The following is a 15,965-nucleotide window of genomic DNA, read 5'->3' as shown; positions in this document are numbered from 1 at the left end:
TTTTCAGTCCTCAACCGCGATCGCGGCGGCCGGACACAGGAACGACGCCTCGGCGACGCTGTCGCGCAGCGCGAGCGGCGGCCGCGCATCCAGCAGGACCACGGTCCCGTCCTCCTCCCGCTGGTCGAACACTTCCGGCGCCGCCAGGGCGCAATGCCCGGCCGCGCAGCACTTCTCCTGATCCACCGAGACCTTCACCATCGTGTTCCCCTCATCTTCCGTCTGTCATCCGTTCCGCGGTCACCAGGCGACGGGCACACGGGCGACGCCGAAGTTCATCGACTCGTACAAAAACGCCAGGTCGTCGAACGGGACCTCCAGGCGCAGTGTGGGCAGCCGGCGCAGCAGGGTCTCCAGAGCGATCTGGAGCTCGACCCGGGCGAGGGTCTGCCCCAGGCACTGGTGCACTCCAAAGCCGAACGCGACATGCTCGCGGGCGTTCGGCCGGCTCAGGTCCAGTTCGTGGGCGTCCGCGAAGTGGGGATCGCGGTTGGCGCTGGGCAGATTGATGATCACCCCTTCACCGGCCGGGATGAGCACGCCGCCCACCTCGACGTCCTCGACGGCCACCCGTCCGGTGCCTTCCTGGACGATCGTGATGTACCGGAGCAGTTCGTCCACCGCGTTGCCCATCAGCCCGGCATCCGCCCGCAGCCCGGCGAGCTGGTCGGGGTGGCTCAGCAACAGGACGGTGGACAGGGCGATCATGTTGGCGGTGGTCTCGTGCCCGGCCAGCAGCAGCACCAGGGCGGTGGCGACCACCTGCTGCTGGGTGAGCCCGCCCGTCAGCTCCTGGTCGACGATGAGCCGGCTGAGGAGGTCGTCTCCCGGGTCGGCGCGCTTGGCCGCACACATCCGGGTGACGTAGTCCACCATGACACCGAGCGCGGCGCCCATCTCCTCGGCCGACGCGGTGAAGTCCATGACGCCCTGCGACGCCTGCTGGAACTCCGCGAAGTCGGCGTCCGAGACTCCCAGCATCACGCCGATCACCTGGGACGGCAGGGGGAAGGCGAAGTCGGCCACCAGATCGGCCGGCGGGCCCTGGGCGATCAGCCGGTCCAGGAGGCCGTCGACGATGCCCTGGATCATCGGCCGCATCGCCTCGGTGCGCCGGATGGTGAAGTTCGCGGTGAGCATGCGGCGGATCCGGGCGTGCTCCGGATCGTCCATCCTGCCGAGGTTGAACACCTCGGCCGGCACCTCGAACTTCACGAAGCGGGGCATCGCCTTGTGCGTGCCGTCGGCGCTGAACCTGCTGTCGCCGAGTGCGGCCCGCGCCTCGTGATAACCGGTGACGAGAAACGGGGTGCTGCCGTCCCACATCCGCACCCGGGTGACGGAGGACCGCTCGCGCAGCTCCTCGTATCCCGGCGGGGGTGAGAACGGGCATGCAGCAGCCCGCAGTTCGGGGTAGTCGCGTATCTCGTCCATGCCTGTCCGTCCCGTCAGTCGCTTCGTCGCCACCACTGCGCCGCCCTACGGATGGACAAGTCTGGTCCGCGCACCGGACCCCCACTCCCCTAACCACTCCCCTATGCCCCCTTGGCTTGGGGGCAGGTGTCTCCCCTCGCCTCGGCGGCAGGACGGTCAGCAGGAGGACGATCCGGTGGCCCCGATGAGCAGCCACAGGCGACGGGACAGCTCCTGCCGATTTCCCACGGAGAGCTTGCGGTAGATGCGCGTCAGATGCTGCTCCACGGTGCTGACCGTGATGTAGAGGCTCTTGGCGATCTGCCGGTTCGACATCCCCGACGCGGCCAGTGTCGCCACGCGCCACTCGGCCTCCGAAAGGACGGGCTGCTCGGCGCCTTCGGCCGATGCGCCGGGGTCTCTCTCCTCGGACTCCCCGGCACCCCCGGCAGCTTCCGACAGTCGAGCGTCCGCGGGGCTCTCGGCGCCGTCCATGACGAGGTCCCTGCGGCTCTCGTGCTGGGCGCTGATCCCGCACTCGTCCATCAGCTTCTGCGCCTCATGCCAGGTGCTGCGCGCCTGTTGGGTTTCCCCCGTGCTGAGGAAGTCCTGGCTGAGCTCGGCGAGCGTACGGGCGAGTTCGAAACGGTCGCCGTGCTCGCGCAGACACTTGGCGGACTGATAGAGGAGCAGCCTGCGCTTGTCCGGGTCCTCGGCCATGGCCAGAACGCGCAGCGCTCGGCCACGGGTGCTCAGGGGGCGGTCGCGCGACAGCTTGAGCTCTTCCAGGGCGAGCCTTTTGGCCTCCGCCGACTCCTGGACATGCAGATACGCCTCGGCGGCGTCGATGCGCCAGGGCGCCAGGTCGCCGAAGTCCACGGGCCACTGGTCGATCAGCATCCCGCTCACCATGAAATCGTTCAGCGCGGCGTAGGGGCGGTTGGTGGCCAGGCAGTACTGTCCGCGAGCCCGGAGGTACTCCAATCCCACCACGCTGTCGAACATTTCCTTCGGCACCCAGTAATGCAGATACCGCTGGGCCTCATCGAGTCTGCCGATGGCGGTGTGGGCCGCCACCAGAACGGAGAGCGGCAATCCGATGGCGACGCCCCAGCCGCGCGGGGGGATGGACTTCAGTGCGGTGCCGGCGAGATCGATGGCCGAGGTGAAGTCCCCATGGCGGCATCTGATGTAGGCGCGCATGGACAGGGCGACGGCTCCGGGCGTCTTCAGGTTCAGCTTGTCGGCCGCGGTGAAAAGCGCGCCGCACAGCCGGTCCGCCGCTTCCGCTTCTCCTCTCGCGGCCAATGCCCAGACCATCCGGCAGGCGTATGCGTAGGCGAACCAGAAGTGGTTGGAGGGCGACAACAGGTGCATGGCGTCGGGAGAGAAGTCCGCCACCTGCCGGGGATCCTGGAGATGCCCGATCTCCATGCCCAATTCGTCGACGGAGAGCTGGAGACCGTGCTCCAGGTTGGCCGCCCATAGTCCGTCGACTTCCCCGTCCGAGGAAGCCTGCTCGGGGAAGTCATGGATCAGGGTCGGTTTGAGGAACGTGGCCCACTGTCGGGTCACCCGCAGAGCGGCCACGCTGGACGAACTATCGGTGCCACCACCGCCCGACAGCCACTTGAAGGCTTCCTCCCCATCGCTGAACCGGCCGAACCACAGCACCATGAACAGCAGGAAGCACAGATACCGCTCGGGGATGTCCGCGGGGAATTCCTCTCGTATCGCGGCCATCAGGCGGTCCAGTTCGGGTTCGGCGGTCGCCGGATTGCTGGACCATAACGCCCCGACCAGTGCCATGAGAATGTCCATGTGCTCCCGGCGGCCGAGGTCGGCGCGGGCGGCGAGCCGCAGGCCGGCGATCGCTTCCTCCGTACGGCCGTGGTCGAGATTCTTCTGGGCCGCGTGCCAGAGCACGGTGACGCCTTTTTGGTCGGGCGTTTTGTCGGCGGTGATCAGGAGTTCCGCCACCGCGATCGGGTCGGCCCCGTCGGCATACAGAAGTTCGGCCGCTTTCGCGCTGAGGCGGGCCCGGTCCTCGGCCGCCAGCGTCTCCAGCGTGACGGATCGCGCCGCGGGGTGCCGGAAACGTCCGTCCTCCAGCAGTCCCGCGGAGTTCATGATGGTGAGGGCCCGGGCCGCGCGTTCCTGGCCACAGCCGAGCAGACTGGCCGCCCGCCGCGGGCTGCCGTACCGGTCCAGCACGGCGAGGGCCTGTGCCACCTGGAGCAACGCCGGATGGGATAACAGGCACCCGCGATAAGCCTCCTGGAACTCCGCGCCGACGGTGACCTCTCTTTCCGCCCCGCCCGGAGCGGCTTGGAGATGGTCGCGCAGCAGGGCCTTGACCAGTCTGGGATTGCCACCGCTGACGGCGTGGCAGGAGGCGCGGATCCGGTCGGCCAGGCCGGCGTCGCTGTGCCGCTCCAGCAGGTGTCCGACCCCGGATTCCGGGAGTGTATCGATCTTGATCTTGTAGAGCTCATGGAAGCTGTGCGTCCTGGCGCACAACTGATGCGCCTGCCCGCCGGTCATCACGACGAGCGTGCGGGTGCCGGAGGCATGCCTGGCGATATGCAGAAGGCACATGAGGGAGGGGTAGTCGGCATGCTCGGCATCATCAACCGCGATGATCAGCTGCTTGCCTCCCGCGATACGGTGCAGCACATCGGATATTTCACGGACCAGGCTTCTCAGCATGCCGGGTTCGGCTTCCGAATACCGCTCTCCGGCAGTCCTCCAGCGCGCCACCACGTCCAATTCAGCTGTGAACGCGGAGGACCAGATCAGCTGTTCCACTATATTGAACGGGATGGCGGTGTCGTCCGCGAATCCGGACGCCATAAGACAAACCGCACCCGACTCGGCCGCCTGTTCCTTCAGACTTCCCAATAAGGAGGTCTTTCCGACACCGGGCCCGCCGGTCACCTGGAGAAGCCCACCGTTGCCTCGTGCTGCCGTGTCGAGGACGTCGCGAAGCTCGAATTGATAATCTGTCAGTCTCATACTCATCAGTCCTCGCTGTGGGGGTGTACGTCTCAGCGATGAGTTGATCTCCGCAGTCATCCCACCTTGCGGAAGAACGCTTCTCTGACGAGACAGATAACCGCTGCGCCGACGGCGGCTGATTCCCTGATCTGGATCACCTCCGGTGGGAGCCCATGTCCTTGACGTTCATACAAGCAGAGTCACAATCGGAGCGAAACCTTCCACCGATCATGATGAGCCACGGTTTCCGACCCCCGTGCGAACGTGCCCGACTGAGCGGGCGGCCCCGTCCTCGCACCCCCGAGAAGGGCGGGACGCCGCCGGTGCCGACGCGCAGGAGAAATGCGATATGCGGCATGCCGACGCGAATGCACCTCAGACTCTGAACCGATTATGGATCCGGCAGATTCCTGCCCTGCGCAAAGCTGGTGGTCTACCAGCAGCCGCCCCGGCCGGCCGCCGCTCCGCACCCGTCCCAGCGGGCTCCGGAGCGGCAAGTGTCCAACCTGCGGCCGTCCCCCGGTTGCCTCAAAGTCATGTCGCGTACCATTCCCGGCAACCTCCTCGCCCCTCAGCAGATAATGTCTGCCCCCGACTCGTCACGGAGATACGGGGATTGACCCCTATATGATCACCGCGACAGCGCGACCATAAACGGCCGCCGCCCCATGATTCCCCTAAACTCTTCGCCGTGATTTGGCCGGGATTTATCTGCCTGCAAATCGGCCGAAACGGGTGCGCCGTGGACCGGTCCCGCGGCCGGACCCGCGGCATACGATGCCGGAAGTCCTGGCTCCTAGCCACATCAGAGACGAGGGAGCGTGAACCGTGACCGTCAAGGGTGCGTTGTTCGACTTCTCCGGGACGCTGTTCCGAATCGAGTCCACCGAGTCCTGGCTCCGTACCGTGCTGGAGCAAAGCGGGACCGCGGTCCCGGACGAGGAGCTCGTACGGTACGCGCGGGGCCTGGAGGAGGCCGGTGCGCTGCCCGGCGGCGCCCCGCCGCTCGCGGTGCCGCCGCACCTGGAAGAGGTGTGGGCCGTCCGGGACCGCAGCGCCGAGCTGCACCGGGCCGCCTTCACCGGTATGGCCCGCGAGGTGCCGCTGCCCCACCCCGAGCTCTACGACGCCCTCTATGACCGCCATATGGAACCCGCGGCCTGGCGGCCCTACCCCGACGCCCCCGAGGTGCTGGGCGAGCTGCGCCGGCGCGGGGTGCGGATCGCGGTGGTCAGCAACATCGGCTGGGATCTGCGGCCGGTCTTCCGCGCCCACGGCCTGGACCCGCTGGTGGACGCCTATGTGCTCTCGTACGAGCACGGGGTCCAGAAGCCCGACCCGCGACTGTTCCAGGCCGCGTGCGACGCGCTGGGAGTGGCCCCGGGCGATGCGGTGATGGTGGGCGACGACCGCCGGGCGGACGCGGGAGCGGCGGCCCTGGGCTGCCGGGTCCACCTGGTGGACCATCTCCCGGTGGACCGGCGTCCGGACGCCCTGCGCGCGATTCTCGGCCTGCTGCCGGACGCCGCCACGGCCCCCTAGGCCCCGCGGGACGAAGCCCAGAAGGGACCCCACGGGGCGGACCCACCGGTTCGGGCGATCCCCCCGTGTCGCCCGAACCGGCGGAGACATGCGGCCGCCCTCAAGGGATCGGCGGACAACCGAACGTCGCCTGAGTATATTGGCTGACAGCCAGCCAACGCAGGAGTTACAGCATGGTCCCCCGAAGCCCGTCGGTCAATGAGGAGTTGCGCCGCCGATCCCAGGTCCGTCTGCTGGAGGCGACGGTCGAGCTGATCGACGAGCACGGCTACGAGGCGACCACCCTCGCCGATATCGCCGACCGGGCCGGAGCGGCCCGCGGCCTGGTCTCGTACTACTTCCCGGGCAAGCGGCAGCTGCTGCAGACGGCCGTCCACCGGCTGATGCACATGGAGCTGGCCCGGGGGCTCGAGCGGGAGCCGCGTCCGGAGGGCGAGGAGACCGGGCGGGAGCTGATGGCGCGGGCGATCGACGCGATCCTGGGGCTGGCCCGGGACCGGCCGCGGCTGATGCGGACGCATATGGCGGGGATCCTCACGGCCGAGGGCTTCATCCAGTGCCCCGAGCAGCAGCGGCTGGCCGGTCTGCTGCGGGACACCGTCACGCGCTACGGCTCCGAGGACCCCGAGACCGACTACCGGCTGCTGCGCGCCCTGCTGATGGGCGCGGTGGTCGCGGTGTTGCTGCCGGGGGCGCCGATGCCACCCGAGCGGCTGCGGGCGGAGCTGTTCCACCGCTACGGACTGGACTGGGAGCTCGGCCTCCCGCCGGGCGAGGAGCCGCCCGACGGGAGCCGGATGAGCACGCTGCAGTGAACGGACGGGCGCTCAGCGGTAGTCGGGCTGCGTCTGCGCGTTGAGCTCGCGCAGCCGGACCGACGCGGCGCTGTCGGTGCGCCGGTCGTGGATCTTCAGGACATCGAAGCCCTTGTCGATGTCGTTGGAGTAGATGTAGCCGTTGTAGTAGTACGCGGACCAGGAGCCGCCGGTGATGAGCGTGTCGCTGGAGAGCGGCCCGCGCTCGAAGTAGCCGATCTCCTTGGGCTTGTCGGAGTTGGTGAAGTCCCAGACAGAGACGCCGCCCTGGTACCACGCCTGGACCATGATGTCGCGGCCCTTGGCCGGGATCAGCGAGCCGTTGTGGGCGACGCAGTTCTCGGTGTCGGCCTGGTGGCGCGGGATCTTGTAGTAGCTCCGGAAGACCAGCTTGCGCTTGTCGCCCTTGCCGACGATGTCGTAGATGCCGTCGGCGCCGCGGTCCTGACCCACCTCGGTGTTGCAGGTCGCGGCGACGCCGCCGCCCAGCTCATCGGTGAACACGACCTTGGTGCCGCGCTCGTTGAAGGTCGCCGAGTGCCAGAAGGCGAAGTTGACGTTGTCCTCGACCCGGTCGATGACCCTCGGCTTCGCGGGGTCGGCGATATCGAGCAGGACGCCGTCGCCCATGCACGCGCCCGCCGCCAGCTTCAGCTTGGGGAACGTGGTGAGGTCATGGCAGCCGGTGGTCTGGGAGACGCCGGGGTTGGTGGGCCCGCCGGGGTTGCCGCCGTCCGGGAAGAGCACGGGGAAGTCGATGACAGCCGCCTTCTCGGGCGCCTTACGGGGCACCTTGATGACGGAGATGCCGTCATGCGGGGGCTGGCAGTCCGGGAAGGTGGCGCTGGGCGCGTACGAGGAGACGTAGATGTACACGTCCTTGCGCTCGGGCACCAGGGTGTGGGTGTGCGAACCGCAGGAGGTCTCGACGGCGGCGACGTACTGGGGGTTCCGCTTGTCGCTGATGTCGAAGACCTTCATGCCCTCCCAGGAGGACTTCTCGGTCGCGGGCTGGGTGGTACTGGTGCAGGAGTTGTCGCTGCGCGAGGAGTCGGTGGAGAGGAAGAGCAGGTCTCCTGAGACCGACACATCGTTCTGCGAGCCCGGGCAGAGCACCTGGCTCACGATCTTCGGGCTCTTCGGCCGGCTGATGTCGTAGATGACAAAGCCGTCGTAGTTGCCCGCGAAGGCGTACTTGCCCTGGAAGGCCAGGTCGGTGTCGATGCCCTTGAGGTCCTGCTTGGGGATGTTGGTGAGGTGGCTGACATTGTCGCTGTGGACCACCTGGTCCACCCCGGGGATGTCGCCGTTCTCGATGGCGGCCCTGGCTTCCGACTGCTGACCCTTCGTCACCCGCTCCTTGTGCGGGGCCTCACCGGGGTCGGGCGTCGCGGCCGCCGGGCCCGCGGCCAGCAAGGTGGCCACCAGCCCGAAGGCGGCCGCGGCCGCGCCGAGATATCTGCGCCGCTGCGGAGGTCTTTCCCACGGCTTCACTGCGTCCTCCCTTTTTCGCCGTCCCCGTTCGGAGTTGAACGATTGACGGACCGGGGGAAGTATCGCTCTATCCATGTACACCACAACAGGTAGCAACATGTTCGTAAAGAGAATTTCCCAACGCGCCCGGACCGGTCGCGCCGCTGACGTGCTAAGACGGTCTGCGGATCCCAAGCGCCCCAGGAGGCCCCGGTGTTGAACCGCCGTACGACGCTCCACACCGCATCCCTCGCGGCCGCCGTGGCGGCGGCCCTGGCACTCGTCCTGACCGGCTGTGACGCGGAGAGCGGCGGTGGGGCCGACGCCGGAAAGGGCAAGGACGGGAAGCCCGCGGTGATCGCGCCGGGCAAGCCCGGCGAGGCGGCGAAGAAGCTGTCGGCCGAGGAGGCGGCGAAGGCGGGGGACGACGACTCCCCCAACGCGGCAGACCGCTCCTACGTCCGCATGATGATCGAGCACCACGCACAGGCCCTGGTGATGACCGACCTCGCCACCGACCGTGCCGGGTCGGCGAAGGTCAAGCGGCTCGCGGAGCGCATCGCGGCCGGGCAGAAGCCGGAGATCGAGGCGATGCGCGCCTGGCAGAAGACCAACGGCGGCGCGCCGAAGGCCGACGAGAGTGCCCATGAGGGCCATGACGCGAAGATGCCGGGGATGGCCACCGCGGCCGAGCTCAAGCGGCTGCGCGACGCCGAGGGCGCCGACTTCGACACGCTCTTCCTCAAGCTGATGATCGCCCATCACCGGGGCGCGGTCTCCATGGCCACGGATGTGCTGGCCCAGGGGAACAACATCCGGGTGGAGGAGATGGCGGGCGATGTGATCGCGCAGCAGAGCAGCGAGATTCGGCGGATGCTGCGGATGTCGTAGGCAGACAGCCGCAGGCGGATCTCGTAGAGGAGCGTACGGGGCCGTGCAGGGCCGTTGGGTCCCACGTCTCGTCGAACCGGGCTCGCGGCGCGGTCGCGGGCCCGTGGACCGGTGGCCGGGAGGCGTCACCCGGACCGGTCCCCCGGCGCGTAGTGCCGGACACGGCGCCCCGCCGGGTGGGATGCTGGAGACATCCTGCGGAAGGGGCTCCTTCGTGCTTCGCGTCGCGGTCGTCGGATCCGGGCCGAGCGGGGTGTACGCCGCCCAAGCGCTCGTCCAGCAGCAGGCTGTCCCCGAGGTGTCGGTGCATGTGCTGGACCGGCTGCCCTGTCCGTACGGGCTGGTGCGCTACGGTGTCGCGCCCGACCACGAGAAGATCAAGTCGCTGCAGCACACCCTGCGCGCGGTCCTGGAGCACCCCCGGGTCAGCTTTCTCGGCCATGTGCATGTGGGCCCGGCCCCGCTGGTGCCCGAGCGGCTGCTGGAGCTCTACCACGCGGTGGTCTACTGCGTGGGGGCGGCGACCGACCGGCGGCTCGGCGTTCCGGGCGAGGAGCTGGCGGGCAGCTTCTCCGCGACCGACTTCGTCTCCTGGTACAGCGCCCATCCCGACGCGACCGGCGACGCCTTCGCGCTCGGGGCGGACTCCGCCGTCGTCGTCGGGGTGGGCAATGTCGCGGTGGACGTGGCGCGCATCCTGGCCCGCGGCGCGGAGGAGCTGCGGCCCACCGATGTGCCGCACGCCGCCCTCGGAGCGCTGTCCCAGAGCCGGGTCTCGGACATCCATATGGTCGGCAGGCGCGGGCCGTCGCAGGCGAAGTTCACCACCAAGGAGCTGCGCGAGCTGGGCTCGCTGACCGGCGCCGAGGTGCTGGTGCGCCCCGAGGAGCTGGCACTGGACCCGGGGTACGAGGATCCGTCGGGGCTGCCGGCGGTCAACCGGCGCAATGTCGAGGTGCTGCGCGACTGGGCGCGGCGCGCGCCCGTGGGCCGGCCGCGCCGGATCCATCTGCGGTTCTTCCTGCGGCCGGTGGCGCTGCTGGGCGAGGGCGCGGTGCGCGCGGTGCGCTTCGAGCGGACCGCGCCGGACGGGCGCGGCGGGGTCGCGGGCACCGGGGTCTTCGAGGACATCGAGGCGCCGCTGGTGCTGCGGTCGGTGGGTTATCGGGGTGTGCCGCTGCCGGGGCTGCCGTTCGACGAGGAGCGCGGCACGGTCCCCAACGCGGCGGGGCGGGTGCTGCGCGGCGGTGAGCCCTCGCCCGGGGAGTACGTGGCGGGGTGGATCAAGCGCGGGCCGACCGGGGTCATCGGCACCAACCGGCCGTGTGCGAAGGAGACCGTGGCCTCGCTGCTGGCCGACGCGGAGGCGCTCGCCGCCCGCCCGGTGGTGGCGGATCCGCTGCGGGCGCTGCGCGAGGCGGGGGTGGAGCCGGTGGAGTGGACCGGCTGGCTGCGGATCGAGGCGGCCGAGGAGGCGCTCGGCGAGGCGCTGGGGCGTACGAAGGTGAAGATTCCGGACTGGACGGGGCTGCTGGGCGCGGCGCGCGAGCAGGAGTGAACCGGGCGGGGCACCGGTCGGGCTTCGCCGGCGGTCCCCGGGTCCGCGCTGTCAGAGGGGTTGACACACGGCGGCAACACCCCTGAAATCAACAGATTGTTTAAGCCCTCTACGGTCGCGTCACCCTGATCCGTCGCCCATCCCGTCGCCGCGCGAGGAGCCGCCATGCCGTCCGTACGTCCTCCCGTGTCCATACGCCATCCCGTGGACGAGGTGCCGCCGCCCGGCCGGCTCGCCGCCTTCGGACTGCAGCATGTACTGGCCATGTACGCGGGTGCGGTGGCCGTGCCACTGATCGTCGGTGGCGCGATGAAGCTGTCGCCCGCCGATCTGGCGTATCTCATCAACGCCGATCTGCTGCTGTGCGGTATCGCCACGGTGCTGCAGTGCGTGGGGCTGTGGCGGTTCGGCGTCCGACTGCCGATCATGCAGGGCTGCACCTTCGCGGCGGTCACCCCGATGGTGCTGATCGGCACCGAGGGCGGCGGGCTGCGCGCGATCTACGGTTCGGTGATCGTGGCCGGGGTGGCGATGATCCTGCTGGCGCCGGTCTTCGGGCGGCTGCTGCGGTTCTTCCCGCCGCTGGTGACCGGCACGGTGATACTGATCATCGGCCTCTCGCTGCTGCCGGTCGCGGGCAACTGGGCGGCGGGCGGCCAGGGTGCGGCGGACTTCGGCGCGCCGAAGAACCTGGGCCTGGCCGCCGGAGTGCTGGTCCTGGTCCTGGCCGTCCAGCGCTTCGCGCCCGGCTTCCTGAGCCGGGTCGCGGTGCTGGTGGGCATCGTGGCCGGGACGGCGGCCGCGATACCGCTGGGCTTCACCGACTTCTCCGGGGTGGGCGATTCCGACTGGGTCGGCGTCTCCACCCCGTTCCACTTCGGCTCCCCCACGTTCGAGACGCCGGCCGTGGTGTCCATGCTGGTCGTCGCGCTGGTGACGATGACCGAGACCACCGGCGACTTCATCGCGGTGGGCGAGATGACCGGGCGCCCGGTCGACAGGCGGCGGCTGGCGGACGGATTGCGCGCGGACGGCGCCGTGACCGTGCTCGGCGGGGTCTTCAACACCTTCCCGTACACCGCCTTCGCGCAGAACGTCGGCCTGGTGGGGATGACCCGGGTGCGCAGCCGCTGGGTGGTGGCGGCCGCGGGCGGCATGCTGGTGCTCCTCGGGCTGGCCCCGAAGCTGGGCGCGGTGGTGGCGGCGATCCCGGCGCCGGTGCTGGGCGGGGCGGGTCTGGTGATGTTCGGTACGGTCGCGGCGAGCGGGCTGCGCACGCTGGCCGGGGCGGACTTCCGGGACAACCACAGCCTCACCGTGGTCGCGGTGTCGGTCGCCGTGGGGCTGCTGCCGGTCGGCGTACCGGGGATCTACGAGGAGTTCCCGAACTGGTTCCAGACGGTGATGGACAGCGGGATCAGCGCCGGGTGCGTCACCGCCATCGCGCTCAATCTGCTCTTCAACCACCTGCCGGGCGGGCGGGCTTCAGCTCCGGTCGCCGCCGAGGCGCCCCTCCTGGAGAGCCGCGGCGGCGAGGACGCTGTCGAGCAGACCGGGGAACAGCGCGTCTAGGTCCTCCCGGCGCAGCGCGTTCATCTTGGCGGTGCCCCGGTAGATCTGATGGATGACCCCGGATTCGCGCAGCACCCGGAAGTGGTGGGTGGTGGTGGACTTGCTGACCGGCAGGTCGATGACCGAGCAGGTCAGCTCGGCGGACTCCTCGGCGAGCGTCCGCACCACCCGCATCCGCATGGGGTCGGAGAGCGCGTGCAGCACATCCTCGAGGCGGATCGCCTCGCGCCGTGGATGCTCCATCGAGCGCCCGGTCGCCTGTGGCTGGGGCCCGGTCGACGTGGTCTGCGTCTGCACGGCTGCTCCTCATCGCCTCGTTCCGTGACCTCCAGTGTAGTTTGACGATCGCCGTACTACTTCAGTCCAGGAGGGAACGGTGGCGATCCGGGTTACCGGACCGCGCGGTGGTACTGGTCCGGGTTGCGCACCTGGCCGCCCAGTTCGGTCGCCGCGCGGCGGGCGAAGTAGGGGTCCCGGAGCAGTTCGCGGCCCAGCAGGACGGCGTCCGCCTCACCGTTGGTGACGATCTTCTCGGCCTGCTCCGCCTCGGTGATCAGCCCGACGGCGGCCACCGGCAGCCCGGTCTCCCGGCGCACCCGCTCGGCGAACCGCACTTGGTAGCCCGGCCCCGTCGGAATGCGCACACCGGCGGCGTTGCCACCGCTGGAGACGTCGAGAAGGTCCACGCCATGGTCCTTCAGCAGGGCGGCGAGCCGGACGGTGTCCTCCGGCGTCCAGCCGTTCTCCTCCAGCCAGTCGGTGGCCGAGATACGGAAGAACAACGGCAGGTCCTCCGGCCAGACCGCGCGGACCGCGTCGACGACCTCCAGGGCGAAGCGGACGCGGTTCTCGAAGGAGCCGCCGTAGCCGTCGGTGCGGTGGTTGGTGTGCGGGGAGAGGAACTCGCCGATGAGGTAGCCATGGGCGCCATGGATCTCGGCCACCTCGAAACCGGCCGCGAGCGCGCGCCGTGCGGCGTCCGCGAACTGGCGGGTGATCTCGCCGATCCGCTCCACGGACAGCTCCTCCGGCACCGGATGACCCTCGTCGAACGGAATCGGGCTCGGCGCCAGCGTCCGCCAGCTCCCCTGGTCGGCGCCGAGCGGCGCACCGCCCCTCCAGGGGGCGTCGGTGGACGCCTTACGGCCGGCATGGGCGAGCTGGATGCCCGGGACCGTGCCCTGCCCCTTGAGGAAGCCGACGATCTTACGGAACGCCTCGACCTGCGTGTCGTTCCAGATGCCGAGGTCTCCGGGGGTGATGCGGCCCTCGGGGGAGACGGCCGTCGCCTCGACCAGGATCAGCCCGGTGCCGCCGGTGGCGCGGGCGCCGTAGTGGACGAAGTGCCAGTCGTGCGGAACCCCGGCACCCTCGGCCCCATCCGCGCTGTACTGGCACATGGGCGACATCCAGAGGCGGTTGGGGATGGTCAGCGACCGCAGGGTGAAGGGCTCGAAGAGGGCACTCATGAACGTCTCCATTTCTCCTCGCGGGGCCCGGCCGGACCGCGCGGTAGTACGGTAACCACCGTAGTACGACGATCGTCAAATTACGAAGCCCTTCGTACGAGCGAGCCTGATCCCCGCCGGCACAGGCACCCGCGACCTGCGGTGACATGGACACCCTCAGATAAATGCGGACGCGCTCCCTCCGGTTGTCGGTGGCCGGGTGCAGACTCTGTGATGCCGGACACATCGCCTTCCCCTCCACTGATCCGCTCACCGATTCCTTCTGATCCGCTCACCGGTTCCTTCGCCGTTCCTTCCGCCGTCCGTCCCGCACCCGCACCCGCACCCGCACCCGCACCCCAAGGAGTGAAGCCGTCATGAACGATGTCCTGCTCGCCGTCGGCACCCGCAAGGGTCTCTTCCTCGGCCGCCGCGGCGGCCGAGAGGGCTGGGACTTCACCGGCCCCCACTTCCCCATGCAGGCGGTCTACTCCGTCGGCATCGACACCCGGGGCGACCGCCCCCGGCTGCTGGCCGGTGCGGACAGCTCGCACTGGGGCCCCTCGGTTTTCCGCTCCGACGACCTCGGGGGCAGCTGGCACGAGCCCGCCAAGCCCGCGGTGAAGTTCCCCGAGGGCACCGACACCTCGCTGGAGCGGGTGTGGCAGCTGCAGCCCGCCGGGCCCGACGAGCCGGGGGTGGTCTACGCGGGCACCCAGCCGGGCGCGCTGTTCCGCTCCGAGGACGGCGGGGAGACCTTCGCGTTCGTCCGCGGCCTGTGGGACCACCCGCAGCGGCCGGAGTGGGGCGAGGGATTCGGCGGGCAGGCCGTGCACACGGTCGTCCCCGATCCGAGGGACCCGCGGGCGCTCATGGTCGCCGTGTCCTCCGGCGGGGTGTACCGCTCCGCGGACGGCGGAGAGAGCTGGGCGCCGTCCAACAGCGGGCTCAAAGCGGATTTCCTGCCGGATCAGTACCCGGAGTTCGGACAGTGCGTCCACAAGGTCGCCCGGGACCCGGTCGACCTCGACCGGCTCTATCTGCAGAACCACGGCGGGGTGTACCGCAGCGACGACGGCGGGGCGCACTGGGCCGAGATCGGCAAGGACCTCCCGGCGGACTTCGGCTTCGCGGTCGCCGTCCATCCGCGCCGCAGCGGCGTCGCGTACGTCTTCCCGGTCAACGACGGCTCGGACCGCTACCCCCCGGGCTTCCGCTGCCGGGTGTTCCGCACCGAGGACGCGGGCGCCACCTGGGAGGAGCGCTCCGCCGGGATGCCGGACGAGCTCCACTACGGGGTGGTGCTGAGGGACGCGCTGCGCACCGATGACGCCGATCCGGTCGGGGTCTACCTCGGCAATCGCAACGGCGAGGTGTACGCGAGCGCCGACGAGGGCGAGAGCTGGCGGCAGATCGCCCGTCACCTCCCGGATGTGCTGTGTGTCCGGGCCGCCGTGATCGGCTGAAGTGATCGCGAGCGTAATCGGCTGAGCGTGATCGGCTGAGAGTGATCGCGAGGCGGCACGCGGCCACCCGCTGAGCCACTAGAGTGACGCGGTGTGGCAGCACGACCCTTGAATGAGATTGTGGAAGCGGGCTGGGCCAAGGCACTTGAGCCCGTCGAGGAACGCATCGCGGCGATGGGCGACTTCCTGCGGGCCGAGATCGCGGCAGGCCGTACCTATCTGCCCGCCGGGCCGAATGTGCTGCGCGCCTTCCAGCAGCCCTTCGACGAGGTGAAGGTGCTGATCGTGGGTCAGGATCCGTATCCGACGCCCGGACACGCGGTGGGGCTCAGTTTCTCGGTGGCGCCCGAGGTCCGGCCGCTTCCCGGCAGTCTGGAGAACATCTACCGCGAGCTGCACACCGACCTCGGTCTGCCGCGCCCGTCCAACGGCGATCTGACGCCCTGGACCCAGCAGGGCGTCCTGCTGCTCAACAAGGCGCTCACCACGGCCCCGCGCCGGCCCGCCGCCCACCGCGGCAAGGGCTGGGAAGAGGTCACCGAGCAGGCCATCCGGGCGCTGGCCGGGCGCGGCCGCCCCCTGGTGTCCATCCTGTGGGGCCGCGACGCCCGCAACGTACGGCCGCTGCTGGGCAGCCTTCCGGCGGTCGAGTCCGCGCACCCCTCCCCCATGTCCGCCGACCGCGGGTTCTTCGGCTCACGTCCGTTCAGCCGCGCCAACGACCTGCTCGTACAGCAGGGGGCCCAACCCGTGGACTGGCGCCTTCCCTGACCCCATCGTTCCAGGTGGG

The 15,965-nt window shown here is 69.8% G+C and carries 13 protein-coding genes; 7 read left to right on the top strand and 6 right to left on the bottom strand.

The genetic code is table 11. The features are described 5' to 3' along the window. Positions 1 to 3: 3 nt before the first annotated feature. The 3 genes from ACFYOY_RS21560 to ACFYOY_RS21550 form a co-directional block, all read right to left on the bottom strand. Positions 4 to 198: a ferredoxin gene (locus tag ACFYOY_RS21560; RefSeq protein ID WP_351894036.1), complete on the bottom strand. Its 195-nt coding sequence runs from the start codon at positions 196 to 198 to the stop codon at positions 4 to 6. A gap of 42 nt (positions 199 to 240) precedes the next feature. Next, on the bottom strand, positions 241 to 1,434 hold the full coding sequence (locus ACFYOY_RS21555) for a cytochrome P450 (protein ID WP_351893996.1): 1,194 nt from the start codon (positions 1,432 to 1,434) through the stop codon (positions 241 to 243). 156 nt (positions 1,435 to 1,590) lie between these two features. Next, entirely contained in the window at positions 1,591 to 4,428 is a 2,838-nt protein-coding gene (locus ACFYOY_RS21550; protein ID WP_351893993.1) for an AAA family ATPase, read from the bottom strand. Positions 4,429 to 5,238: 810 nt separating this feature from the next. On the opposite strand from ACFYOY_RS21550, the gene ACFYOY_RS21545 reads away from it, so the two are divergent. Together ACFYOY_RS21545 and ACFYOY_RS21540 are read left to right on the top strand one after the other, a co-directional pair. Beyond that, on the top strand, positions 5,239 to 5,952 hold the full coding sequence (locus tag ACFYOY_RS21545; protein ID WP_351893990.1) for an HAD-IA family hydrolase: 714 nt from the start codon (positions 5,239 to 5,241) through the stop codon (positions 5,950 to 5,952). A gap of 173 nt (positions 5,953 to 6,125) precedes the next feature. Continuing rightward, entirely contained in the window at positions 6,126 to 6,767 is a 642-nt protein-coding gene (locus ACFYOY_RS21540; protein ID WP_351893986.1) for a helix-turn-helix domain-containing protein, read from the top strand. 12 nt (positions 6,768 to 6,779) lie between these two features. Here ACFYOY_RS21540 and ACFYOY_RS21535 read toward each other — a convergent pair whose 3' ends face one another. Then, positions 6,780 to 8,261, bottom strand: coding sequence for a hypothetical protein (locus tag ACFYOY_RS21535; RefSeq protein WP_351893984.1), 1,482 nt, complete (start codon positions 8,259 to 8,261; stop codon positions 6,780 to 6,782). Between the two features lie 192 nt (positions 8,262 to 8,453). Between ACFYOY_RS21535 and ACFYOY_RS21530 the strand changes: the two genes are divergently transcribed. The 3 genes from ACFYOY_RS21530 (at position 8,454) to ACFYOY_RS21520 (ending at position 12,261) form a co-directional block, all read left to right on the top strand. Continuing rightward, on the top strand, positions 8,454 to 9,131 hold the full coding sequence (locus ACFYOY_RS21530) for a DUF305 domain-containing protein (RefSeq protein WP_388588853.1): 678 nt from the start codon (positions 8,454 to 8,456) through the stop codon (positions 9,129 to 9,131). Positions 9,132 to 9,345: 214 nt separating this feature from the next. After that, positions 9,346 to 10,689, top strand: coding sequence for an FAD-dependent oxidoreductase (locus ACFYOY_RS21525; RefSeq protein WP_351893977.1), 1,344 nt, complete (start codon positions 9,346 to 9,348; stop codon positions 10,687 to 10,689). A gap of 165 nt (positions 10,690 to 10,854) precedes the next feature. Next, positions 10,855 to 12,261 (top strand): nucleobase:cation symporter-2 family protein, encoded by a 1,407-nt coding sequence (locus ACFYOY_RS21520; RefSeq protein ID WP_351893973.1) that lies wholly within the window; start codon positions 10,855 to 10,857, stop codon positions 12,259 to 12,261. Here the strand turns inward: ACFYOY_RS21520 and ACFYOY_RS21515 are convergent. Beyond that, positions 12,175 to 12,558 (bottom strand): ArsR/SmtB family transcription factor, encoded by a 384-nt coding sequence (locus tag ACFYOY_RS21515; protein WP_388588849.1) that lies wholly within the window; start codon positions 12,556 to 12,558, stop codon positions 12,175 to 12,177. The two genes, ACFYOY_RS21520 and ACFYOY_RS21515, sit on opposite strands and share 87 nt — an antisense overlap. Before the next feature lie 92 nt (positions 12,559 to 12,650). Further along, entirely contained in the window at positions 12,651 to 13,730 is a 1,080-nt protein-coding gene (locus ACFYOY_RS21510; protein WP_351893970.1) for an NADH:flavin oxidoreductase/NADH oxidase, read from the bottom strand. A 356-nt stretch (positions 13,731 to 14,086) separates the two neighbouring features. On the opposite strand from ACFYOY_RS21510, the gene ACFYOY_RS21505 reads away from it, so the two are divergent. Further along, a complete protein-coding gene (locus ACFYOY_RS21505; RefSeq protein ID WP_351893967.1) occupies positions 14,087 to 15,175 on the top strand; it encodes an exo-alpha-sialidase in 1,089 nt (362 codons plus the stop codon). A 93-nt stretch (positions 15,176 to 15,268) separates the two neighbouring features. After that, entirely contained in the window at positions 15,269 to 15,946 is a 678-nt protein-coding gene (locus ACFYOY_RS21500; protein WP_351893964.1) for a uracil-DNA glycosylase, read from the top strand. Positions 15,947 to 15,965: the final 19 nt, after the last annotated feature.

Source organism: Streptomyces sp. NPDC007875, assembly GCF_042868035.1.
In the GTDB taxonomy this organism is placed as follows: Bacteria; Actinomycetota; Actinomycetes; order Streptomycetales; family Streptomycetaceae; genus Streptomyces; species Streptomyces antimycoticus.
The sequence above is the reverse complement of the archived record's forward strand: the minus strand, read 5'-3'. Positions and strand labels throughout refer to the sequence as shown.